Below are 23,985 nucleotides of genomic sequence, written 5' to 3'. Positions count from 1 at the left end.
CTGAATCACGTTCAGAACTGTGTTTATCTATAATTAATAAGCGGGAAAACCTCTCCTTTGGTAAAATTAGTTTTATCATTTGGTAATTCCAAAAAAGCATCAGCATCAACTAAATTTGCTAAATCGCCAGATCCTTTACCTGAAACTGGAGTTGCATAAGTTTTTCCATTTTCTATGTTAGTTTTAACTTGCAAAAAATAGGTTAAACTAGGTTTAAAATAAAAATCTTCGGTTAATATCGCTGTTTCCCTATTATTTAAATTTAATCCCATAGATTTTTTATACCAAGGTGTAAAATATTTTAAACAACTAACAAAAGTTGAAACCGGATTTCCTGGAAATGCAAAAACCGTTTTCACACCTTTTTTACCAAACCAAAACGGTTTTCCCGGGCGTTGATTCACCTTATGAAATAATTTTTCTACGCCTAAAAAATTTAAAACTTCAGGAATAAAATCGAATTTCCCTTTTGAAACTGCTCCACTAAAAATTAACACATCGAAATTAGATAAGTAGTTTTCTATTTTAGCTTTTAAAACCTCTTTATTATCTAAAATATGCGCTGTTTCTGCATTTATATTTAATTTTTTTAATAAGGAAACTAATGTATAAACATTACTTCTTCTAATTTGGTGTTCCGCTGGAGTTTCTGTTATTTCTACCAACTCATTACCTGTTGAAACAATTATTACTTTTGGTTGTTTACCAACTTTTACTTTCGATTTTCCAACAGTAGCCAGCACACCTATTTCTGCCGCTGTAATTACTTTGTTTTTCTCAATTAATACATCTCCAGCTGTTCTATCTAATCCTTTTTTATGAATATTTTGAAAATCCTTAACCGATTCTAAATTAACAGTTGCAACTCCATTTTTAATAGTTAACAATTCGTATTGAATAACAACATTTGTATTTAAAGGCAATACTGCTCCTGTCATAGCCTCAACACAATTAAATGTATCTTTAAGCGTAATTTGAGGACTTCCAGCAGCTTGTACGCCTTCTATTTTAAAATCTCTTTCTCCAGAATTGAATGTGGCTGCATTAATTGCAATTCCATCCATACTTACTCGATTAAATGGAGGGAAATCTCTATCGGCTATAATGTCTTCTTTTAAAACACGACCTTCACATTCTAAAAAATCAATCTCTTCAACTCCAAAATCTTCGGTGTTGTTAAGAATAATTTTCAAGGCTTCTTTTACTGTTGTTAATTTCATTTGAAAAATTATGAGTTCATAATGATTTTTGGTAATTGAAAAATTATTATTAGTAATTTACTTTACCCTCCAATTGTAGACATACTTTCAGATACATCATTTCCTCTGTTTTCTTCGGCAATAAAACCATTTTCTGGTTTATTATGAACGGTTTTTATAAATAATTCCTTTAGCTCTTCATCGCTAGCTCCATTTCTTATAAAATCTCGTATATTAAAAACACCTCCATCAAATAAACAGTTTTTAAACATACCTGTTGCTGTAATTCTAATTCTATTACAATCGTTACAGATAGTTCTAGTAAATGCCGGTATAATTCCAAAATTACCTTTGTAGTTTGGTATTTTAAAATTTACTGAAGTAGATGATTTTGAAGAAGAAACTTGTTCAATTTTGGGATAATTCTCTTTTATATGATTTAGTATTTTATTGAAATTCCATTCATCTTCCATAATTCGCTGGCCTTTTCCATTAAAAGGCATTTCTTCTATAAATCGAACAGCAATATTCTTATCTTTTGAAAGTTCTACAAAGTCAATAATTTCATCGGTATTAAAACCAGATTGAACTACAACATTTAATTTTAAGTTTAAATTACTTTTTTCTAGTTTTTCAAAAGTATCATAAACGTTTTCAAACACATCACGCCGTGTAATTTGAGCAAATTTTTCTCTTTTTAAACTATCAATACTTAAGTTAATGGCGTTTATTTTAAGTTCTTCTAATTTATCTATATGATTTGAAATTAATGCTCCATTAGTAGTTATGTTAATTTCATTTAGTTTATCGTTAAAAGAAAGTGATTCTAAAAAATTAACAAAATCTTTTCGAACAAAAGGTTCACCTCCTGTTAAACGAACCTTATTTACACCTAATTCTGAAAGTATTCGAGTTATTCGATACATTTCTTTATACGATAGTAATTCTTTTCTATCAACAATATCAATTCCTTGAGATGGCATACAGTATTGACATCGCAAATTACACCTGTCTGTAACTGCTAATCGTAAATAACTTATTTTTCTACCAAATTTATCTTTTAACTCCATTATTGTTGAGAGTAATTTTGTTTCTACCCAAAGTTATAATTTGATCTTTCTCCATCTTTTTTAAAACTCGTGAAATTGCTTCTCTAGTAACTTTTAAATCACGCGCAATATCAAAATGCTTTCTTGGAATTAAATTACTTTTATGAATTAAACTTGTTTCTTTTAAATACTTTAGAACTCTAAATTCTAAATTCTCAAAAGCCAAATCATTAACCTTTTCTATTACTTGTGATGTTTGTATTTGATTAATTTTTAAAAAATAATTTCTCCATAACTGAAATTTATCAAACCATAAATTTACAGTTTTAATAGGGACTGCAATATAAGTAATATTAGTTTCAGCTTTAATTCTAATTTCACTTTTCTTATTTTGAAGTCCATAAGAAATGGCAATTGCGCTTAATTGAGCATCTGATAAATAATGTAAAAATAGTCCATTTCCTTTACCATCTCTTCTCATTACTTTTGCAATACCTGAAACAATAATTGGAACAAAATGAACATCTCGTCTAATTTCAAGTAATATTTGATCGGGCTCAGCATTTTTTAAAATACCATATTTCCCAATTTCTTCTATTAATTTTTCATCAAAAATAGTTGTGAATAGATTTTTAGCAATTTCATTTACTATCATAAAATGCCATATTAATGAGGCAATTTATCTTTAAATGCTCCATACATAAAAGCCCCCAAGGTAGCCCCAAAAATAACTACTAAAATAGATACCACTCCCTTACCTATAAGGACAAACATTGGACCTGGACAAGCACCTGCGAGCGCCCAACCTAGTCCAAAAAGAATACCTCCTAAAAGATTTCTATATAAACCTTTTTTCTTTGGTGATACATGTATATCATTTCCTTCAAAGGTTTTTACCATCTTTTTCTTAAATAAAAACATGCTTATCATACCTAGTATAACAGCCGATCCAATTATTCCATACATATGAAATGATTGAAATTTAAACATTTCGTATATTCTATACCATGAAATTATCTCTGCTTTGGACATAACAATACCAAAAATAATTCCTACCAATAAAAATTTAATATATTTCATAATTAGAATATTAAAGGTAAAATTAACCATGTCATTATTAATCCTCCAATAAAAAATCCGATAACAGATATTAGTGAAGGAATTTCTAAGTTACTTAAGCCTACAATTGCGTGGCCCGATGTGCATCCACCTGCCCATCTAGCACCAAAACCTACCATAATACCAGCTATTAACAGAATTAAAAATCCTTTTAAACTCAACATAGTTTCAATACTAAAAATTTCGTCTGGCAAATATGAAGACCCTGCATTTTGTATTCCAATATCTGCTAAGTCTTGAATTGTTTGTGGATTTATTGCAACGGCTTCAGTTGTAGTTAACCATTGCGTAGAAATAAAACCACCTAAAATAGCTCCTATCACAAAAATTAAATTCCATGTATTTTCTTTCCAATCAATTTTAAAATAATCTACAAACTTTCCTGCACCACCAATGGAACAAAAAGTTTCTAAATTAGACGAAACACCAAAGCGTTCGCCAAAATAAAATAGCAAAAACATAACAATTGCTATCACCGGACCTGCAACATACCATGGCCAAGGTTGAAAGATAAAATCCATAATTTATTTATTTGTTTGTATATAAATGTATCATATAAATTAAATTACTATGTGACATTTGTTACAAAGCGCTAAAATTCTAAAATTTCTATTTTATTCCTATACAACCTAATTTTACCCTCATTTTCAAGCTGTTTTAACAATCTTGAAATAACAACTCTAGATGTGTGCATATCATAAGCAATGTCTTGATGTGTTGTATTTAAAGTTGTTTCACGTAATATTTGAGCTTTATCGGTTAAATATTTATACAAACGCTCATCCATTTTCATAAATGCCAAAGTATCAATAGTTTCCATCATTTCATTTAGACGAATATTGTAACTATCAATTACAAAATTTCTCCAAGATTTATATTTTACCAACCATTCATCTAATTTTTCTTTTGGTAGAAAAATAATTTCAGAATCTTTTTCTGCAATTGCCCTAATTCCGCATTTACCGTTAGAAATTGCACTTGCAAATGAACTTGCACATGTATCTCCTTTTTCTAAAAAATATAATAATATTTCTTCTCCTTTTTTATCTTCTCTAACAATTTTTATGGCTCCTTCTAATAACAAAGGTACGCCTTTCATTTGGTCTCCTAAATCTACCAATAATTCTCCATCACGTAATTTTTTATAAATTCCAACTTGCTCAATTTCATCTAATAACTCCTTTTCAAAAACAAATGAATAAAATTTGTCTAATTTCTCTCTTATCATTTTATATACTTTAATATTATGTTAGTAGCACCAGTTTTGTTTTTTACATAATTTCCAGCCTTCTTCCCGGTTTCAACAAACTGATTTTTTAATTTTAACTTGTTTAAAAGTACGGATAATTTTTTAGATTCCTCTACAACAAAACAAGCTCCTTCTTCTACTAGTTCAACTGCTTCTAAAAACTTATAATAATTAGGCCCAATAATTATTGGAATTCCAAAAGTAGCAGGCTCTAATACATTATGAACACCTGATTTCGTATAACCTCCACCAACATATGCAACATTGGCATAACTATATATTTTGGTTAAAATACCAATGGTATCAATAATAAAAACCTGATAGTCTTTCAATTCAACATTTTCTTTTTCTGAAAACAACACAACCTTTTTGAAAATTGATTTTTTTAATTCATTAATATCTTCTGGGTTTATATTATGAGGTGCTATAATAAATTTATCATTAGCTGAAGCTTCATTATTTATATAATCCACCAATATGTTTTCATCATCTTTCCAAGTACTTCCCGCTACTATGGTAAAGTGTCCGTTCTTAAATTCGTCTATAAAATTTAGAGTATTATTTTGTTTTGTTATTTCAAAAACACGATCAAAACGCGTATCTCCAGCCAATGTTATATTGTTAAAGTTTATGCTATTTAATAATGATTTTGATAACTTATCTTGAACAAAAAAATGAGAAAATGCTTTTAATGATTTTCGCAGCCAACTTCCATACCATTTAAAAAAAGCTTGATTTTCTCTAAAAATTCCAGAAACTAATATTGTTTTTATTTGTTGTTTTTTAAGTTGATTTAAAATGTTTGGCCAAAATTCGTACTTTACAAAAATTGCAATTTCAGGATGAACTATATCCAAAAATAAATTCGCATTATTTATGGTATCCAATGGTAAATAACAGATTACATCAGCAAAATTATAATCCTTACGCACTTCGTATCCCGACGGAGAAAAAAATGTAAGTACAATTTTTTTAGAAGGTTCACTTTCTTTTAACTTTTCAATAATTGGTCTTCCTTGCTCAAATTCTCCTAATGATGCACAATGCATCCAAATAACTTTATCATCAACAGAAATTTCATCTGAAAGTTTTAAAAATGAATCTTTTCGTCCGCTAACAAACAGTTTTATTTTTTTATTAAATGGGGCAACCAATTTAAGCCCTAAACTAGCTAAATAAACAAGAAAATTGTACACATAATGCATAAAAGCAAATGTACAAAATATGCATAAAAAAACTCCCTAACTTTTCAGTTAGGGAGTTTAAATTTTAAATAGTGAATTTATTAAGCTTCGAAAGGCTCAACAGAAACATATGATCTATTATCTTTTCTTTTTTGGAATTTTACCAAACCGTCCACTTTAGCGTGTAAAGTATGATCTTTTCCCATATATACATTCTCACCAGGGTGGTGTTGAGTTCCTCTTTGACGGATAATTATATTACCTGCAATTGCAGCTTGCCCACCAAATATTTTTACTCCTAGTCGTTTCGATTCTGATTCTCTACCATTCTTCGAACTACCAACTCCTTTTTTATGTGCCATTGTTTTATAGTATTAAAGGTTAAACTTTACAGATTTATTTTTCAACGCCTCCGTCTAACTTATCTTGTAATTCTTTTAATTCATCCCATTTACCATCAGCAGCCAATTGAGCTTGCGTTGGCCATGTATCAGTTACGTGATTTCCACGAACATCAGCAATAATTTCAGAAATTTTAGCTGGCTTTGATTTTGCCAAATCAGCATAAGTTACAATCCCAGCAGCTACTAAAGTTTCAGCGATTTTTGGACCAATTCCTTCAATCTTCTTTAAATCATCTGCTTTAGTTGCTTTTTTTGGAGCTGCTTTTTTAGCTTCTGCTTTTTTAGCTGCTTTTTTAGCACCACTTGCAACAATTCCTTCAATTTGAATTTCAGTTAAAGCTTGGCGATGACCATTCTTTTTTCTGAATCCTTTTCTACGTTTCTTTTTGAAAACGATAACTTTATCACCTTGTAAGTGACTTAAGATTTTGGCCGTTACTTCGGCTCCTTGGATAGCTGGGGCGCCAACTGATACTGCACCTTCGTTGTCTAAAAGAAGAACTTTATCAAAAGAAACTTTTGATCCTTCTTCTTCTTGTAAACGATGTACATAAACCTTTTGGTCTTTTGCTACTTTAAACTGCTGCCCTGCTATTTCTACAATTGCATACATACGTATAGTTTTTATTCGCTTTGTTAATAATATTTACCTTTTTAATTAAGGCGGGTGCAAATATAAAGTTTTTTTACTATTAAACAAAACAAATATTCATCTAAGAATTCTCTCATTTTGAAGTATTTACAAATAAAATAATAGGCATTTCAAAATTTTATTTTATGTATTGACATTTACTTGCAATTAAATTACAATTTTTAAACTAAAAATACTTCAATTTTATTTATGGAATTTAAAAATTAATTTAACCAAAATAATGCTTAAAAAATCTCTTATTTAGCTTTATTCACCATATAAACGCCCAAAAGAATAATAAAGGCAGCTATAAACTGAATAAAGGAAATTTTTTCACCATCTAAAACACCCCAAGTGATAGCTACAATTGGAATAATATAAGTTACTGAAGAGGAGAAAATAGGTGAAGATATTTGAATTAATCTATTAAACATTAATTTTGCCAAACCAGTCCCAAATATCGCCAAAACAATAAGATATCCTAGTCCTGTAATGCTGCTTTCCGTAAATTCAAAAGTGCTAAAAAAACCTGTGAACCACAATAGTATAAGAGTAGGTAAAATTAAAACAACAAAGTTTCCAACAGTAATGGTTAAAGCATCTATATCGTGTAAATATTTTTTTAAAATGTTTATATTTAATGCATAAAAAATAGAAGCAATTATAATAAAACTCGAATAAAAATAATCTTGGTTGGGATTTAATTCTGCTCCTTTTAAAATTAACATTAACGTTCCAAACAAACCAATTAAAACCCCAATCAATTGTCTTTTCCTAAAGCTAAATCCAAAAATTAAAGCTCCAATTATTAAAGTATTTAAAGGTGTTAATGAATTTAAAATAGAAACCACAGCACTATCCATTCTTTCAACGGTGTAAGCCATTAAAAAGGCTGGAAAAAAAGAACCTAAAAAACCACTCAAAGTTAAATAATACCAATGCCTACGATTAATTCTCAAAATCTTTCGAAAACCTAATAAAATTATAAAAACCGAAGTAATTAAAATTCTAAGCGCTCCAACCTGCATTGCTGTTAAACCTACCAAAGCATATTTCATTAAAATAAATGAACTTCCCCAAATTAATGATAGCGCAAATAAATAAACCCAACGTAACTTATTATATTCCATTTTCTAAATAAAATGCAAAATTCGTTTAAATATTCGGAATTGAAGTTATTAGTTCATAATTTCGCTTAAAATTAGCTACTTTAAATAATTATGAAAAAAATAATCTATCTTTTAGTTATTACTATGGCTCTTATTTCTTGTAAAGAATCTAAAAATGAAGAGCGTTTAAAAACAGACAGTAATAAACAAGTTGAACTTACTGAAAACCTTAAAAGTATTGAGGTAGACATTGAAGGTATGACTTGCGAAATTGGATGTGCACGTTTAATTCAGTCTAAACTTTCTAAAGTTGACGGTGTTACTTATACAAACGTCGATTTTGAGTCGAAAAAGGGAGTTATTACATTTGACCAGAACAAATTAAGTGCAGCCGATATTTCTTCTAACATTAACAAAATTGCTGGAGGAGATCTGTATTCTGTTTCAAAAACTACAGAATTAGAAGAAATTATAACCAAAATGAAATAAATGAATGAGTTAAGTCAATATTTATTATTATCATTTTAAAAATTAATTATTTTTATTGTTTCTTTGTAATATCAATCAAATCAATTAAATATTATGAAAACAATTAAATTATTAATTGCTATTGCACTTATTAGTGTAATTACCGTTTCTTGTAAAGAAACAAAAAAAGAAAATGTTAAAGACGCAATCTCTACAGAAGTTGACGCTGCTAAAGAAGCACTAGAAGATGCTGCTGAAGAAGCAACCGACGCTGTTGAAGATGCGGCTGAGGAAGCAGGTGACGCTGTTGAAGGAGCAGTTGAAAGTGCAGAAAAAGCTGTGGATTCATTAGCTGCTGATGTAAAAGATGCTGCCGAGGCTGCTAAGAAAAAACTTGAAGATGGTGCTGAGGCTGTAAAAGATGGTGCAGACAAAGTAAAAAAAGAAGTTAAAGAAGGTGTTGATGCGGTAAAGGACATTACCAAACAATAATTATTATTCTTTTTAAAATTTTAAAAACTCCAATTATAAATTGGAGTTTTTTTATGCCTTAAACTTTCTTATCCCATAGGAAAGAAACAATAAACTTATAAAATATAACAAACCTACTAATTGATGGCTAACACCTAAAAATAAAGGTATTTTACCTTCAACATTTAACACAGTTAACACCCCTAAAATAACCTGTAAAAACACCAAATAAAGTGATAAATTTAGCCATAATTTTGGTTGAAACTTAACTTTATTCTTTAACTTAAAAAACATATAAATGGTTAATAAAAGAAGGAGGTAAGCTAAAATTCTATGTGTAAATTGAATAAATGCAGGTGCAAATAAATAACTATCGTAGTTAATCATATTTTTCCAAGTCCAGTTTTCAGAATTCAATAACACGGCAGGAACAAATTCACCATTCATATCGGGCCAACTTGGATAATATAACCCCGCTCGCATTCCAGACATTAAGCCTGCAAAAATCATTTGAATAAAAGTAACACCTAAAACAAGAGAAACACTTGTTCTTAATTTATATGATTTACTTCCTCCGTAGCCATAAACATCGGCAATTGTTTTTACCATAGCAGCCACAACTAATAGCGCCAAAATAAAATGAATAGTTAATTTATACGCATTAACCCAAGGTCTGTTAACGAGTCCACTTTTAACCATTATCCATCCAGCTGAGGCTGTTAAAATAGTTAGCAAAACAACTACAAATAAACGCTTTACTAAATAAAAATTTATCTTTTTTCTAATAAGAAATATCACAAATGGAATTAAAAAAATAAACCCTAAAGATCTCACCCATAACCTATGAAAATATTCCCAAAAGTAAATGAACTTAAATTCTTCTAAATTAAAAGTTGAGTTAATTTTATGAAACTGAGGGGTTTGTTTATACAATTCAAAGGCCTCTATCCATTGTTGAGCATTTAATGGCGGAATTACTCCTGTAATTACATCCCATCGAGTTATAGAAAGACCTGAACCTGTAAGGCGTGTTATTCCACCTAGAATTACTTGACCAATTAACATTAACAAACCAAGAATTAACCAATTTCTAATTAATCTTGAATACTTATACTCGTTTCTCATAATTTATTTCCATTCTAAAGTTTCAACCAAATGAACTAAATCTTTTTCAATATATTTTATTGCTGGTTTAATTGAATCATAATTTGGTTTCACATAAAAATAAAGCGAACCTGCCAATACATGGTTTAAACTATCGGTTGCAACAAACTGCAAATTTGATGCTACATTTCCTTCTACATTGTACAATTTTGCAAAAACTCTTTTTTCAAAATTTTCATAAGGAAGCGCATCGGGAATTGCATCGGCCTTAATTGCATGTTCGAAAGTTAACTTTTCAACCTCTTTTAGTATTTCAGTTAAGTTATTTTCAACGGTGCGATATGTTATATGAATACTTGCTTTTAATTTTGGATATTTAAGTATTGCCCAACAATTTGATTTAACATCTATTTCTGTTAAACTTGAAGTTTCAAAAAAATAAGGACAATTACTATCAATTTCAGCATAAATTACTTCGGGATAATTTAATTTAAGAAATGGTTTTGGTTTGGGAAGTGTATTGTTATTACAAGAAATCATACATATAACAAATACTAATAAAACTATAAAATTTTTCATTCTAAAGACTATGAGTTTCTATGTATTGTAATTTTAATTTGTTTAATTCGTTTCTTATCCATAGACTCGATTTTAAAAGTATATGGTTTAAATTTAATAACTTCATTTTTCTTTGGAAACTTTCCGCAGATTTCTAAAATAAAACCAGCAATAGTTTCTGATTCTCCCTTATTCTTATCAAACAAATCGGTATCTTCTACCTCCACAATTTTATAAAAATCTTTTAGGTTGGTTTTCCCTTCAAAAACAAAATTATTTGCATCTAATTTTGAATATGAAACATCATCATCATCAAACTCATCATTAATATCACCAACTATTTCTTCAATAACGTCTTCTAGTGTAATAATACCACTTGTACCTCCATATTCATCTACTACAATTGCTAAATGATTTTTCTTTTCTTGAAATTCTTTCAATAAATCATCTAATTTTTTATTCTCAGGAACAAAGTAAGGGTCTCTTATTAGGCTTTGCCATTTAAAATTAGATTTATTTAAATGAGGCAACAAATCTTTAGCATATAAGACACCAATTATATCATCGGTGTTTTCACTATAAACAGGATTACGAGAATATCCTTTATCTACAATTTTCGAAATTACATTTTCATAAGTCTCCATATTAGAAAGTGCAAATACGTCAATTCTGGGGGTCATAATTTGACCGGTTTCTGTATTTCCAAAACTTACAATTCCTTCTAATATTTTTTGTTCGTCTTTTGTTGTTGATTCGTTAGATGTTAGTTCTAATGCTTGCGACAATTTTTCGACTGACAAACTAGATTGTTTTTGCCCCAATCTGTTTTCTATTACATTTGTTAAACTCATTAAAGGAGCACTTACAAATGTTAAAAGTTTACTTAGTATTTTTAATGGAAACGCCATAAATGATGAAAACTTAAGAGCGTTTCTTGTGGCATAAACTTTTGGCAAAACCTCACCAAAAAGTAAAATTAAAAACGTTACTAAAACTACTTCTATTAAAAATTTTAATAAGACCGACGAAATATGACTAAAAACTGATTCGCCTATATAAGCAAATATTAAAACAATTAAAATATTTATAAAATTGTTAGAAATTAATATTGTTGCCAAAAGTTTTTGCGGATTCTCCAGTAGTTCAACAACAATTTTATCTTTACTTAACTTTGATTGGGCTGCAGCAACAATCTTTTCTTTTGAAAGTGAAAAAAAAGCAACTTCTGCACCGGAAATTAAGGCAGAGAGTAAAAGCAATAAAAAAAGCGCAACTATACTTATTAATAACCAAATATTAATACTCTCTAATAAATTTATTAATAAAAATGTGGGCTCAGGATCCAAGTACTTTTAATTTAATTAAACTTAAAATGGCAAATCATCGTCGCCACTAACTTCGTTAACTGAAGGGTTTGGCTTTGTTGTTTCTGATTTCGGAGCAACATTTGGAGATGGGTTATTCAGTTCGCTTTTTGTACTTAAAAAAGTCATATCTACAACGTGAATTTCGGTAGTATATCTTTTAGACCCATCTTCACCTTCCCATTGACGTGTTTTAATTCTACCTTCACAATAAACTTTATCACCTTTATTCAAATATTTTTCACAAATTTCGGCTAGTTTATTTCGCACAACAATATTGTGCCACTCTGTTGTGGTTACTTTTTCTCCCGTTTGCTTATTTGTGTAGGTTTCGTTTGTGGCTAATGGAAAACGGCCAATAGAATTTCCACCATCAAAGTAGTGCATCTTTACTTCATCGCCTAAATGCCCTATTAAAATTACCTTATTTATTGTTCCAGCCATTTTTTTTAGATTTAATATTCAAAAGTACTAAAAAAATTAGTTGAAATTAAATTCGTTTAAAAAATTATCAATCAGAACTGGAACAGGTAATTGCTTAACAACCTGCCAGGTTTGGTTAAAATTTTTACTAGAATTGGTTTTAATTAACCAAAACTTTGAATAAATATGCTGATGAGACAATTTATGTGGTTTAGAATTATTTTGTAAAAGTTTTAAATTGACTTTATTTGTACCCAATAAGCTTTTAAACAATTCACTTTCAATTAATTCTTCTTCGTTAATTGGACACAAAGTTTCAACTAATGGAAATTGGTACATATTTTTCCATATACCCTTTTCTCTTTTAACCATTTTTGTTAAATCATTGTCGGTTTGAATTACCAAATAATTAAAATACCTTTTTTTTACTTTAATCTTTTTTTCCTTTACAGGAAGTTCTTTAATTATTTTTTTTGATAATGCTATACAACTATTGTTTAGCGGACAAATTTCACAATCTGGATTTTGAGGTTTACACATACGCGCTCCAAATTCCATTATTGCCTGGTTATGAGTTCCCGAATTTTTAGTATCTATAAGTTCCTGAGCTAAATTTTTAAATTCTTTAACTCCTTTGGTTGAGTTAATAGGTGTTTCAATTCCAAAATAACGCGCTAACACTCTATAAACATTTCCATCTACAACTGCTGTTGGCTCATTAAAACATATGGATGCAACGGCAGATGCCGTATAATCGCCAACTCCTTTAAGTTTTAACAACTCATTATATGTACTTGGAAACACACCATTTAAATCATTGACAATATATTTTGCCGAAAAGTGCAAATTTCTAGCTCGTGAATAATAACCTAAACCTTGCCATAGCTTTAACACTTCTTCTTCTGAAGCATTTGCCAATTCATAAACCGTAGAAAATGCCTCAACAAACTTTAAATAATAGTCCATTCCTTGGTCTACTCTAGTCTGTTGTAAAATAATTTCAGATAACCATATATAATAAGGATTATTTGTTGCTCTCCAAGGCAAACTCCTTTTGTTATGTAAATACCACACTATTAATTGGTTAGAAAAATTCATTGGTTTTTTTAATAAATGCAATAATACATGTTTTAATTGATTAAATTTTAATGAATTAACTTTTTGATTTTGATTTATATATCCTATATTTGCCGTCTTAATTTTATAATAACATATATAACAATATTTAAAAATGACGAAAGCAGAAATCGTATCGAATATTTCAGATAAATCTGGAATCGAGAAAGCAGATGTTTTAGCAACTGTTGAAGCGTTTATGGACGAGGTAAAAAATTCTTTAGAAAAAGGAGATAATGTTTACTTAAGAGGATTCGGAAGTTTTATAATTAAAACAAGAGCCGAAAAAACTGGGAGAAACATTTCGAAAAATACAACAATAAAAATACCAGCTCACAATATCCCTGCCTTTAAACCTGCAAAAGTATTTGTAGAGGGTGTAAAAAGCAGCGTTGAAGTAGCTTAAGCTAAAAGAAATTATTAACATAACAACATTTTATTATGCCAAGTGGTAAAAAAAGAAAAAGAGCTAAAATCTCTACTCACAAACGTAAGAAAAGAGCAAGAGCAAATAGACACAAAAAGAAAAAGTAAGCTTAGCTTACTTTTTCTTTGAATTTTAAGAAAGTTCATTGAAATAGATAGTTATTTAATATTAACTATCGTTGGGTAAAATTCCTGAAAACTTATTATAAATCGTTCAAATAAAGCAATATTGCTTTTTTGAACATAAAAACAATTCAGAGTGAAAACAGAATTAATTATACGATCAAATTCCTCTGATATTGATTTTGCCTTATTAAAAGATGGAAGATTAACTGCGTTAAATAATGAATCTAATGGAAATAAATTTTCTGTTGGAGATATTTTTTTAGCTAAAATTGGTAAAGTACTTTCCGGATTAAATGCCTCGTTTGTTAACGTTGGTTATGAAAAGGACGGTTTTTTACATTACCATGATTTAGGAGCACAGTTAACCTCTCTAAATAAATTTATTAAAGGTATAAGCTCAGGTAAAATTAAAGATTACACTTTAAAAAACTTTCAACTAGAAAAAGACATTGATAAAAATGGAAGTATAGTTGACGTTTTAAAAACAGGTCAAAACTTATTAGTTCAAATTGTAAAAGAACCAATATCTACCAAAGGTCCTCGAATGAGTTCTGAAATTTCAATTGCAGGTAGATATTTAGTATTAGTTCCTTTTTCAGATAGAGTTTCCGTTTCACAAAAAATTATGGATCCTGATGAAAAAGAACGATTAAAAAGACTAATAAAAAGCATTAAACCTAAAGGTTTTGGAGTTATTATTAGAACCGTTGCAGAAAATAAAAAAGTAGCGGAACTAGATAAAGATTTGCAAAATTCTTTAGAACGGTGGGTGGTTATGTGTAAAAAAATAAGAAATTCAAAAGCACAACAAACACCAATTAAAGTACTAAGCGAGTTAAATCGAGCTTCTTCAATTTTAAGAGATATATTTAACGATTCTTTTACTAGCATTGTTACAAATGATGAAACAATGTATATAGAGACTAAAGAATATCTTCAAGAAATTGATCCAGAAAAAGAATCCATTGTATCATTATACACATCGAAACTACCAATTTTTGAGAAATTTGGTATTGAACGCCAAATAAAAACATCATTTGGAAAAACTGTTTCTATGAGCAAAGGTGCTTATTTAGTAATTGAACACACGGAAGCACTTCATGTAATAGACGTAAATAGTGGTAACCGATCCAATAAAGCAATGTCTCAAGCAGATACCGCATTGGAAGTTAATTTAATTGCAGCATCAGAAATTGCACGGCAATTACAATTACGTGATATGGGTGGAATTATTGTGGTTGATTTTATTGATATGCACACGGCTGAACATAGACAAAAGCTCTATGATCATTTAAGAAATGAAATGGCATTTGATAGAACAAAGCACAAAATATTACCTCCAAGTAAATTTGGTTTAGTACAAATTACACGACAAAGAGTTAGACCTGAATTAGTAATTAAAACAAAAGAACCTAACCCAAGCGGCGAAGGTGAAGTTGAGGCTCCAATTGTTATTTTAGACAAAATTGAAGCTGAACTAGAAAAACTTATTAATTTAAAAGGGCATAAAAAAATTGTACTTAATGTACATCCTTTTATTGCTGCCTACTTAAAAAAAGGAATACCATCAATACAACATAGATGGTTTTCAAAACATAAAAAGTGGATTAAAATTTTACCAAGAGATGCTTATCAATATTTAAAATTTGAATTTACCAATTCAGAGGGTAAATTAATTAAATAAGGCATACACAATATCTATAAAAGTCCCGCTTAATGCGGGGCTTTTTTTTTAAAACCAATACCCAACATTAAAATACCAGAATTTTTGAGTATGATCCGGGGACCAAGCATAGTTTATTTCAACTGGCCCTAAAAAAGTTTCAATTCCATATCCAAGCATATATCCCGATTTGGTGTTTTCAAAAATCTTCCCTTCATTAAATAAATCTCTTTCCACTCTCGCAAAATTAGCAGTTGCTGACAAATAATTTTTAGGTAAAAATTCCAATCGAGCTGTTAAACCAGACTTCAAAAAAGAATTTGAATTTAATTCAGCAAAGTCATAACCATTAAACGGAATAAAACTATTTATAAAATTTTTACCATAGCCTCCAACATTATAATCCAACGCCCTATTTTCATTATCTCCAATTGTAATACCTGCCTCAGAAATAAAGTGCATTGTTAAATTATTAAAGAATGTATACGCAAAGCCTATTTTTCCTTTAAATTGTGAAAATGAAGAAAAATTTTCGTTAAAATCTGAAGACCCTAAATACCACCTAAAATCCATATCTAAGTAGGCTCCTTTCTTTTGAAAGTATTTTTTATCATAGGTATCAATCTTTAAATAACCTATCAAATTTAAATAATCCGAATTATCAAAATACAATCTTTTCTTATCGTTTGCATTTAAATTATTATTTTCTAAAGAAGAAATAGTTTCGGTAAAAGCCTTTAAATGTTTATACTCACCTCCAACTCCAATGGCAAACTTTCTGCTAAAAACCGTTTGAAAGTATATTTGATTTGTAAAATCTTCATAAACTAAATTTATTTTATTTACACTTCCTTCATCAAAATTAACATTAGAACTAAAGCTATTGTATCTAGATTTTATACCAAAACTTGTATAAAACCCATTATCTATAAAATAATTTAAATTATATCTTATATTATCTCCTAAAATTAAATCTGTTGAAAAAATATCATTTTTATTAAATAGGTGTTTGGTTGTTAAATTCAATAAAATTCCTGTTTTATATATATCATCATAGTGTACACCAAGCTGTAATAAATTTGATACTCTATGTTCTTTTACTTTAAATTTAACTATACATCCATCATTTTCATGTATTATTCTATATTGAATATTCTCAAAATTCTTTGTTGCTGTTAAATTATTAATACTCTCAACTAACCCTTTATAACTAGTTATTTCTCCTGTTTTTAAGTTTAACTTTCCAAGTATATAAGCTCGTGTATAATTTAAATTTCCATGGATTTCAATTTTTTTAACGAGAAAATTTTCTCCATAAACGTTATTATTATTTTTACTCTTTGTCTTTAGCTGACAACTAGCAATATCTTTTAATTGTTCCAATTTTTCAAGAGCGGCAATTTCACCTTCTTTTAAAATTTCATTTATTTTATCAAATGAAACTACGGTGTAATCTCGCATATTAGGTTTAATAACCAAATCAACAATATTGTATTTATATACTAAAGTTTTATACATTTGAAAACCAACAATTTGATTCAATATTTTAACTGCCGAATTCAATTCCTCTTTATCAGCTAATCCACTTTGAATATCAACACCAATAATTACATCGGCACCCATAGCTAATACTTCTTCTACAGGGAAATTATTAACAACTCCTCCATCCGTAAGCAATTTCCCGTCAATTTCTACAGGAGCTAATAATGTTGGAAATGATCCACTTGCTTTAACTGCTTCAGGTAAAAATCCTTTATTTAAAACTTCTTGAGTTCCAGTTTCCAAATTTGTAGCTATACAAACGAATGGTATAGGTAATTTATTAAAATCGTTAATACTGTTAACTTGCTGTGTTAACTCAGTTAATAAATTTAATACATTTTGCCCTTCGGAAATAGCTACTGGAATACCAACTTTCTTATCCTGAATTGGAACCGATATCGCATAATTTTCTACGCCTTCTTTTTCATAAAATGGTTTTGCTTTCCTTGGCAATTCATCAGATAAAATTGTATTGAAGTCTATTCTTTTTACTATTGAATCTAATTGGTTAGCTGTGTAACCTGAGGCATACAATGCGCCAATAATTGCCCCCATACTTGTTCCTCCAATATAATCAATTCTAACTCCTGCTTGTTCAATTATTTTTAATGCCGCAATATGCGCCAATCCTTTTGCGCCTCCTCCGCTAAGAACAAGACCTACTTTTATATCTTTTTTAATCGAGTCATTTTGGGAAAACCCGATTGAAATCGAAAACATGAATAAGATTAGCATTATCTTTTTCATTAATTTTTATTTTTATTAAAATGGTTATAAACTTTTATTGCTCTAGATTTACCAACTACTTTCTCTATTTCTTCAAGTGATGCCAATCCAACTCTTTTTGCCGATTTAAAATTCCTTAATAAAGATACAACAGTTTGTTTACCTATGCCAACAATTTGTTCAAGTTCATTTTCTAATGCGCTTTTGCTTCTTTTATTTCTATGATGTGTTATTCCAAATCTGTGGGCTTCATTTCGTAATTGTTGAATAATTTTTAGGGTTTCAGATTTTTTATCTAAATATAAAGGAACAGGATCATCGGGATAATAAATTTCTTCTAGTCTTTTAGCAATACCAATTATTGCTATTTTATTTCTTAACCCTAAAATATCTAAACTTTTTAAAGCCGAAGATAGTTGCCCTTTTCCTCCATCAATTACAATTAGCTGCGGTAACTCAATACCTTCTTCTTGTAAACGTTTATACCTTCTAAAAACTACTTCTTCCATTGAAGCAAAATCATCGGGTCCTTCAACAGTTTTAATGTTAAAATGTCTGTAATCCTTTTTACTTGGTTTACCGTTTTTAAACACCACACAAGCCGCTACCGGATTTGTTCCTTGAATATTTGAATTGTCAAAACATTCAATGTTTCTTGGCTCTTCACTTAACCTTAAATCTTTTTTCATTTGGGCCATTAACCGTTTTACATGTCTGTCTGGATCAACAATTTTAATTTGTTTAAACTGTTCTTGCCTATAATATTTTGCATTTCTAATACTTAACTCTACAATTCTTCTTTTATCTCCTAACTTTGGGACAGTAACTTTAATTTTTTCACCTAAATCAACCTTAAAAGGCACATAAATTTCGTTCGATTGTGAGTTAAATCGTTGTCTAATTTCAATAATGGAAAGTTCTAATAATTCTTTATCCGTTTCATCTAATTTCTTTTTAATTTCTGAAGTATGCGATTGAATAATTGCTCCATTGGAAATTTTAAAAAAGTTTACATAACTATAACTTTCATCCGAGACAATTGAAAATACATCAACATTAGTAATTGAAGGGTTTACAACGGTAGATTTTGATTGATAATTGGATAATAAATCTATTTTTTCTTTTATTTTTTGTGCTTCTTCAAACTCCATTTTCTCGGCAAAGGACATCATTAAACTATGAAACGATTTTATAGCCTCTTTAAAATCTCCTTTTATAATATTCCTTATTGCAGTTATATCGTTATTATAATTTTCTTCTTCTTGTAATCCCTCACATGCGCCTTTACAATTTCCAATATGAAAATCGAGACAAACTTTATATTTCTCTTGCTCAATATTTTGTTCACTTAAAAAATAGCTGCACGAACGCAACTGATAAAGTTCTTTTATTAAATCTAAAAGTGCTTTAGCGGTTCTAACCGAGGTATATGGACCGTAATATTCCGAACCATCTTTAATAACATTTCTAGTTAAAAAAACACGTGGGAAACGCTCTTTTTTAATACAAATCCAAGGATAAGTTTTGTCATCCTTCAACATTACATTATACCTTGGCTGGTATTTTTTTATTAGGTTATTTTCTAATAATAATGCGTCGGTCTCTGTATTAACAACAATATGTTTTATATCTGCAATCTTTTTTACAAGTACATTTGTTTTCCCATAGTCGTGGGTTTTATTAAAGTACGATGCAACTCTTTTTTTTAAATTTTTTGCCTTTCCAATATACAGAATAGTCCCATTCTTATCATAATATTGATAAACTCCAGGCTGTGTTGGTAATGTTTTTATTTGAATTTCTAGTTTCAAAAAATATTTTATTTAAAAATGAATGAATAAAAGTACTATTTTTTAAGTAGCTTTTAGTTTCTGTATAAAAATCTAACATTTTTTGATTTAAACACAGTCAATTTCTATATTTTTGCGATAAATTCAAAAAGGCTAATTTTTTTGAATTCAATTTTAAATAATTCGTAAAGTATTGGAAAAATGAAATATTGGAAAAAATTTTCTAAAGAAAAACTAATAAAAAAAATAGATAAAGCCTTAGAATCAACAGTTGATTTTGAAAATAGCAATTATTTAGGTTACCCAGTTTCTAAATTAGATGAAAATGTTTTTAATACTAGTGGTGCTTTTTTAAACGACTCACCACTGTTAAAGTCGTTTATTGCAAATCCAAATAACATAGGATGCCATACTGTAGGTAAAAGTGAAGAAGCATTTAAAGGTTCGCAAAAACTAGAAAAGGAAGTAATTCGTGTATTAGCAGTTGATATTTTTAAAGCAGTTGAAAACGAATATGATGGGTATATCGCCACTGGTGGAACAGAAGCCAATATGCAAGCACTTTGGATTTATCGTAATCTTTTTAAAAAAGAATACAATGCCAATTTAGATGAAATGGTTATTCTTTCATCTGAAGATACTCACTACTCGGTTCACAAAGGTTCAAATTTATTAAGCATTGAAAATGTTAGTATTCCGGTTGATTTTAATTCAAGAGAGATTATTAAAGGAGAATTAGACACCATTGTTAAAAATTTGATTTCTGAAGGAAAAAAGTACTTCATGGTAATTTCAAATATGGCAACTACTATGTTTGGATCCGTCGATAATCCGGATATGTATGCCGAAATTTTAGAGAAATATAAGGTTGTTTATAAAATCCATGTAGATGGTGCTTTTGGCGGATTTATTTATCCTATTTCAAATAAACAATCCACTATAAATTTCAAAAACCCACATGTTTCTTCAATTACAATTGATGCACACAAAATGCTACAAGCACCTTATGGAACTGGTGTGTTTTTATGTAGAAAAAATTTAATTGAAAATGTACTAACCAAAGAGGCTCAATATGTGGATGGAATGGATTTAACAATTGTTGGAAGTCGTTCAGGTGCGAATGCAATTGCTGTTTGGATGATTTTATTTAGCTATGGTTATTATGGGTGGTTCGAAAAAATTAGCACATTATTGCTACGTACTGAATGGTTTTGCGAACAACTAACCAATTTAAATATAGAATATTATAGAAATCCATTTATGAATATTGTTACGCTAAAATCGGAATATGTTCCTTCTAATTTAGCACAAAAATATGGCTTAGTACCTGACACGCATAATGGAAAAAATAACTGGTATAAAGTTATAATGATGGATCATGTTGAAATTCATGATTTGCTAAAATTTGTTAAAGCTTTAAAAAACATTAAATAAGCTAAAAACTTTAAATAAGCTAAAAACTTTAAAAAAATGCTCGTTATTAGCGAGCATTTTTTTTAAATTAATTTCATAAAAATAAGAATATAATAAATCCCCGTTATTATAAATATTACACCTGTTATTTTTCGAATTCTCTTTTCTACTTTTGAAATTTTATTATAAAATAGCCCAACATTTCCTGCTGCGAAAGCCAATAAATATGTAAATAAAATAACCGGAATTCCAGTACCAAAAGCAAAAACAATTGGTAAAAATAATCCATCTACACTAGAAATTGTCATTGGAATTAGCATTCCAAAATAAAGAGCTCCACTATATGGGCAAAAAGCCAAAGCAAAAATTGCTCCTATTAAAAATGAACCCAACAAACCGTTTCCTGTAAATTTCTCTGCTAGTTTATCAGTAAAATTAGTTTTGTTTAAAAAATTTAATCTTATAATATTAAGCATAACCAAGCCAATAATAATTAGCAAAGGTCCTAAATATTTTTCGCCATTTTGCTGAAAAAACTTTGCTATATGAAACTTACTAGCACCTAAAAATAAAATAACTCCTATTATAGTATAACTAAAAGCTCGTCCTAATGAATAAATAATTCCACTTAAGAAAACCTTTTTTTTACTAGTTATATTTTTTGAAATATAAGCTGTAGCCGAAATATTAGTTGCTAAAGGACAGGGACTTATCGATGTCATTAACCCTAAAATTAATGCCGAAACTATAGGGATATTATAATTTTCGAGCAATGATTTTAAAATTTCCATTTAAATTTTTGCTAACTCAACATCAATTTTAGATTTCAACTCATCCGAAAATGCTTTTGTGTCCCTTCCATTCATAAAAGCAAAATCAGTCAAATTAATGGCTGTTTCAGTACCATCAACAATTACATTTAAAAATAATGAGGTTCCGGTTGCTTCAAACTTTTCCGCTGTTTTAAAATTTTCTTCCTCATCAACATTTATGGTTTTAAAAGTAATTTTGTTTGCTTTTAATTCTTTAGAAAAATAAGTTTCCAAAGTATATTTTGTATTGCTTTCAATAGCATTACATGTCATACACCTATGAGTTGAATGAAAATCGATTACCTCAATTTTATTGGTTAAATTTTTATTAACCTCTGCTTCTTTTTTTGAAGTTTCTTTACAAGAAAATAATACTCCTATTACCAAAATTAATACACTAAGCTTTTTCATTTGTGATCTATTTATTAGTTAAAAAATTATATTAAAAACATATCCTGAAATTATTATACATAAAGTTACTACAGAAAAAAAGATACCTATTAATTTTACGGTCATAACTTTCTTAAGCAACATAGCTTCGGGTAACGATAAACCAACAATTCCCATCATAAAGGCAATTGCCGTCCCTAAAGGAATGCCTTTTGAAACCAATACTTGAATTACAGGTAATACACCTGAAGCGTTCATATACATTGGAACCGCCATAATTGTTGCTAAAGGAACTGCAAAAAAATTATCTTTACTCATGTATTGTTCAAAAAAACCTTTTGGAATATACCCGTGCATTAAACCACCAATAGCTATTCCTACCAAAACATAAGGTAAAATTCCTTTTAAAATATTCTTTGTTTCATTCCAAATTGAGGGGATTTTATCTTTAAAAGAAGTTCCTTCTAATTCAAATGCCTCTGTTTCTTTTTGGGAATTTGCTAAAACTTGTTGCACCCAGGGAGATAGATATTTCTCCAACTTTAATTTTTGAAGAATCATTCCTGAAATTGTTCCTAATAAAACACCACTTACTACATAAATTACAGTTGTTTTTAATCCGAATAATCCAATAAACAAACCTATAGCAACCTCATTTACTAAAGGAGATGTAACCAAAAAAGCAAAAGTAACACCCAGTGGTATACCTCCTTTTACAAAACCAATAAATAATGGCACAGATGAGCACGAACAAAACGGAGTAACAACACCAAAAAGTGATGCCATTAAATATTCAAAACCATACAATTTCTTTCGAGATAAATAATTACGTACTTTTTCAACAGGGAAATAACTATTTACAATTCCCATTAAGAAAATAATTACAAAAACTAATAGTAATATTTTTATACTATCGTAAATAAAAAAGTGTAGGGCTTCTGTTAAACGGTTTCCTTTTTCTAAATTAAAAATCGTAAAAACCAACCAATCTGCTAAATGCTCTATCCATTCGAACATATGTTATTTATTTTTAAGTGTTTTTTCCAATAAAACGTATTACCGATCCTTTTCCTTTATGATGAATTCCTTCATTTAAATCAATAATTTCCTCAAACAATTGTATTCTTTCTAGTGCTTTAAAATCATTTTCAATTTCTTCAAGTGTATAAAGCATTTCAATACTTTTTGGCCCAAAACTCTTATTATTTTCTTTATTAATTTCGAGCTGTTTTTTGCTAAAACCTTCTAAAATTAATATTCCATCCTTTTTTAACCATTTAGTTACTTTTTGATGGTATTGAGATTTTACATTCAAAGGAAAATGTGCATATATTAAAGCTATTACATCAAATGAATTTTCTTTAAAGTTGATTTCAGAAAACTCCCCAACAACATAATTAATGTTTACATTATTTAATGAAGCCAGTTTTAAAGCTTTTTGTTTTCCTTGTAAACTCATATCGAAACAAGAAACGTCTAAACCTTTTTTAGCAGCAAAAACAGCATTTCTTCCTTCTCCTTCAGCCGGTAATAAAATAGTTCCTTTTAGTTTTAAGTCGTTAATTACTTTTTCAAAAAACACATTAGGCTCCACACCATATGCAAATTCATTTGCGCTATATCTTTCATCCCAAAATGCTTTCATTTTA

General features: G+C 29.0%; 26 protein-coding genes. 5 read left to right on the top strand and 21 right to left on the bottom strand.

The features are described 5' to 3' along the window. Nucleotides 1-23: 23 nt before the first annotated feature. From Q0776_RS04520 to Q0776_RS04475, 10 genes are all read right to left on the bottom strand, one after another. A complete protein-coding gene (locus tag Q0776_RS04520; protein WP_298365480.1) occupies nucleotides 24-1,220 on the bottom strand; it encodes a molybdopterin molybdotransferase MoeA in 1,197 nt (398 codons plus the stop codon). Nucleotides 1,221-1,282: 62 nt separating this feature from the next. Next, nucleotides 1,283-2,269, bottom strand: a complete 987-nt coding sequence (moaA, locus tag Q0776_RS04515; protein ID WP_298365479.1) for a GTP 3',8-cyclase MoaA — start codon at nucleotides 2,267-2,269, stop codon at nucleotides 1,283-1,285. Beyond that, complete coding sequence (locus tag Q0776_RS04510; RefSeq protein WP_298365478.1) at nucleotides 2,253-2,903, bottom strand: Crp/Fnr family transcriptional regulator; 651 nt, start codon at nucleotides 2,901-2,903, stop codon at nucleotides 2,253-2,255. Before Q0776_RS04510 ends, moaA begins: the two co-directional genes overlap by 17 nt. Nucleotides 2,904-2,914: 11 nt before the next feature. Further along, the gene (locus Q0776_RS04505; RefSeq protein ID WP_298366391.1) at nucleotides 2,915-3,328 is read right to left on the bottom strand and encodes a DUF6691 family protein; all 414 of its coding nucleotides are present in this window, start codon (nucleotides 3,326-3,328) and stop codon (nucleotides 2,915-2,917) included. A 2-nt stretch (nucleotides 3,329-3,330) separates the two neighbouring features. Continuing rightward, nucleotides 3,331-3,888 carry a YeeE/YedE thiosulfate transporter family protein gene (locus Q0776_RS04500; protein WP_298365476.1) on the bottom strand — a complete coding sequence of 186 codons (558 nt, stop codon included), beginning with the start codon at nucleotides 3,886-3,888 and terminating at the stop codon, nucleotides 3,331-3,333. Between the two features lie 71 nt (nucleotides 3,889-3,959). Next, on the bottom strand, nucleotides 3,960-4,595 hold the full coding sequence (locus Q0776_RS04495; protein WP_298365474.1) for a Crp/Fnr family transcriptional regulator: 636 nt from the start codon (nucleotides 4,593-4,595) through the stop codon (nucleotides 3,960-3,962). Further along, entirely contained in the window at nucleotides 4,592-5,821 is a 1,230-nt protein-coding gene (locus Q0776_RS04490; protein ID WP_298365472.1) for a glycosyltransferase N-terminal domain-containing protein, read from the bottom strand. The genes Q0776_RS04495 and Q0776_RS04490 overlap by 4 nt, the downstream gene beginning before the upstream one ends. Before the next feature lie 80 nt (nucleotides 5,822-5,901). Further along, nucleotides 5,902-6,162: a 50S ribosomal protein L27 gene (rpmA, locus tag Q0776_RS04485; RefSeq protein ID WP_298365469.1), complete on the bottom strand. Its 261-nt coding sequence runs from the start codon at nucleotides 6,160-6,162 to the stop codon at nucleotides 5,902-5,904. Nucleotides 6,163-6,196: 34 nt separating this feature from the next. Then, complete coding sequence (gene rplU / locus Q0776_RS04480; RefSeq protein ID WP_298365466.1) at nucleotides 6,197-6,817, bottom strand: 50S ribosomal protein L21; 621 nt, start codon at nucleotides 6,815-6,817, stop codon at nucleotides 6,197-6,199. Nucleotides 6,818-7,092: 275 nt separating this feature from the next. Next, complete coding sequence (locus tag Q0776_RS04475; RefSeq protein WP_298365464.1) at nucleotides 7,093-7,965, bottom strand: DMT family transporter; 873 nt, start codon at nucleotides 7,963-7,965, stop codon at nucleotides 7,093-7,095. Nucleotides 7,966-8,055: 90 nt separating this feature from the next. Here Q0776_RS04475 and Q0776_RS04470 point away from each other — a divergent pair, with 90 nt between their 5' ends. Together Q0776_RS04470 and Q0776_RS04465 are read left to right on the top strand one after the other, a co-directional pair. Beyond that, nucleotides 8,056-8,433 (top strand): heavy metal-associated domain-containing protein, encoded by a 378-nt coding sequence (locus Q0776_RS04470; protein WP_298365460.1) that lies wholly within the window; start codon nucleotides 8,056-8,058, stop codon nucleotides 8,431-8,433. Nucleotides 8,434-8,526: 93 nt separating this feature from the next. Beyond that, complete coding sequence (locus Q0776_RS04465; RefSeq protein ID WP_298365457.1) at nucleotides 8,527-8,904, top strand: hypothetical protein; 378 nt, start codon at nucleotides 8,527-8,529, stop codon at nucleotides 8,902-8,904. 51 nt (nucleotides 8,905-8,955) lie between these two features. On the opposite strand, the gene Q0776_RS04460 is transcribed toward Q0776_RS04465, so the two are convergent. Genes Q0776_RS04460 through mutY form a run of 5 tightly spaced genes read right to left on the bottom strand, consistent with a single transcriptional unit; the run spans nucleotide 8,956 to nucleotide 13,430 of the window. Then, nucleotides 8,956-10,008: a COX15/CtaA family protein gene (locus Q0776_RS04460; RefSeq protein WP_298365454.1), complete on the bottom strand. Its 1,053-nt coding sequence runs from the start codon at nucleotides 10,006-10,008 to the stop codon at nucleotides 8,956-8,958. A 3-nt stretch (nucleotides 10,009-10,011) separates the two neighbouring features. Next, a complete protein-coding gene (gldD, locus tag Q0776_RS04455; RefSeq protein WP_298365452.1) occupies nucleotides 10,012-10,566 on the bottom strand; it encodes a gliding motility lipoprotein GldD in 555 nt (184 codons plus the stop codon). Nucleotides 10,567-10,574: 8 nt separating this feature from the next. Next, nucleotides 10,575-11,891 (bottom strand): gliding motility-associated protein GldE, encoded by a 1,317-nt coding sequence (gene gldE, locus Q0776_RS04450; protein WP_298365449.1) that lies wholly within the window; start codon nucleotides 11,889-11,891, stop codon nucleotides 10,575-10,577. A 21-nt stretch (nucleotides 11,892-11,912) separates the two neighbouring features. After that, nucleotides 11,913-12,353, bottom strand: coding sequence for a single-stranded DNA-binding protein (ssb, locus tag Q0776_RS04445; RefSeq protein ID WP_298365446.1), 441 nt, complete (start codon nucleotides 12,351-12,353; stop codon nucleotides 11,913-11,915). A gap of 36 nt (nucleotides 12,354-12,389) precedes the next feature. Then, a complete protein-coding gene (gene mutY, locus Q0776_RS04440; protein ID WP_298365444.1) occupies nucleotides 12,390-13,430 on the bottom strand; it encodes an A/G-specific adenine glycosylase in 1,041 nt (346 codons plus the stop codon). Between the two features lie 133 nt (nucleotides 13,431-13,563). On the opposite strand from mutY, the gene Q0776_RS04435 reads away from it, so the two are divergent. Both Q0776_RS04435 and Q0776_RS04430 read left to right on the top strand, forming a co-directional pair. Next, nucleotides 13,564-13,854 carry an HU family DNA-binding protein gene (locus Q0776_RS04435; protein ID WP_298365442.1) on the top strand — a complete coding sequence of 97 codons (291 nt, stop codon included), beginning with the start codon at nucleotides 13,564-13,566 and terminating at the stop codon, nucleotides 13,852-13,854. 279 nt (nucleotides 13,855-14,133) lie between these two features. Further along, complete coding sequence (locus tag Q0776_RS04430; protein ID WP_298365440.1) at nucleotides 14,134-15,684, top strand: ribonuclease E/G; 1,551 nt, start codon at nucleotides 14,134-14,136, stop codon at nucleotides 15,682-15,684. 48 nt (nucleotides 15,685-15,732) lie between these two features. Here Q0776_RS04430 and Q0776_RS04425 read toward each other — a convergent pair whose 3' ends face one another. Together Q0776_RS04425 and uvrC are read right to left on the bottom strand one after the other, a co-directional pair. Then, a complete protein-coding gene (locus tag Q0776_RS04425; RefSeq protein WP_298365438.1) occupies nucleotides 15,733-17,952 on the bottom strand; it encodes a patatin-like phospholipase family protein in 2,220 nt (739 codons plus the stop codon). Next, nucleotides 17,952-19,742 (bottom strand): excinuclease ABC subunit UvrC, encoded by a 1,791-nt coding sequence (gene uvrC / locus Q0776_RS04420; RefSeq protein ID WP_298365436.1) that lies wholly within the window; start codon nucleotides 19,740-19,742, stop codon nucleotides 17,952-17,954. Before uvrC ends, Q0776_RS04425 begins: the two co-directional genes overlap by 1 nt. A gap of 180 nt (nucleotides 19,743-19,922) precedes the next feature. On the opposite strand from uvrC, the gene Q0776_RS04415 reads away from it, so the two are divergent. Beyond that, a complete protein-coding gene (locus Q0776_RS04415; RefSeq protein ID WP_298365433.1) occupies nucleotides 19,923-21,155 on the top strand; it encodes a pyridoxal-dependent decarboxylase in 1,233 nt (410 codons plus the stop codon). Nucleotides 21,156-21,217: 62 nt separating this feature from the next. On the opposite strand, the gene Q0776_RS04410 is transcribed toward Q0776_RS04415, so the two are convergent. Genes Q0776_RS04410 through Q0776_RS04395 form a run of 4 tightly spaced genes read right to left on the bottom strand, consistent with a single transcriptional unit; the run spans nucleotide 21,218 to nucleotide 23,981 of the window. After that, a complete protein-coding gene (locus Q0776_RS04410; protein WP_298365431.1) occupies nucleotides 21,218-21,925 on the bottom strand; it encodes an aromatic aminobenezylarsenical efflux permease ArsG family transporter in 708 nt (235 codons plus the stop codon). Continuing rightward, nucleotides 21,926-22,357 carry a nitrophenyl compound nitroreductase subunit ArsF family protein gene (locus Q0776_RS04405; RefSeq protein ID WP_298365429.1) on the bottom strand — a complete coding sequence of 144 codons (432 nt, stop codon included), beginning with the start codon at nucleotides 22,355-22,357 and terminating at the stop codon, nucleotides 21,926-21,928. An 18-nt stretch (nucleotides 22,358-22,375) separates the two neighbouring features. Further along, the gene (locus Q0776_RS04400; protein WP_298365426.1) at nucleotides 22,376-23,353 is read right to left on the bottom strand and encodes a permease; all 978 of its coding nucleotides are present in this window, start codon (nucleotides 23,351-23,353) and stop codon (nucleotides 22,376-22,378) included. A gap of 13 nt (nucleotides 23,354-23,366) precedes the next feature. Beyond that, nucleotides 23,367-23,981, bottom strand: coding sequence for a class I SAM-dependent methyltransferase (locus tag Q0776_RS04395; RefSeq protein WP_298365424.1), 615 nt, complete (start codon nucleotides 23,979-23,981; stop codon nucleotides 23,367-23,369). Nucleotides 23,982-23,985 lie beyond the last annotated feature (4 nt).

Origin of the sequence: uncultured Lutibacter sp. (assembly GCF_947495725.1) — a bacterium.
In the GTDB taxonomy this organism is placed as follows: domain Bacteria; phylum Bacteroidota; class Bacteroidia; order Flavobacteriales; family Flavobacteriaceae; genus Lutibacter.
Note: the sequence above shows the minus strand (reverse complement) of the source record. Positions and strands in the feature narration are given on the sequence as shown.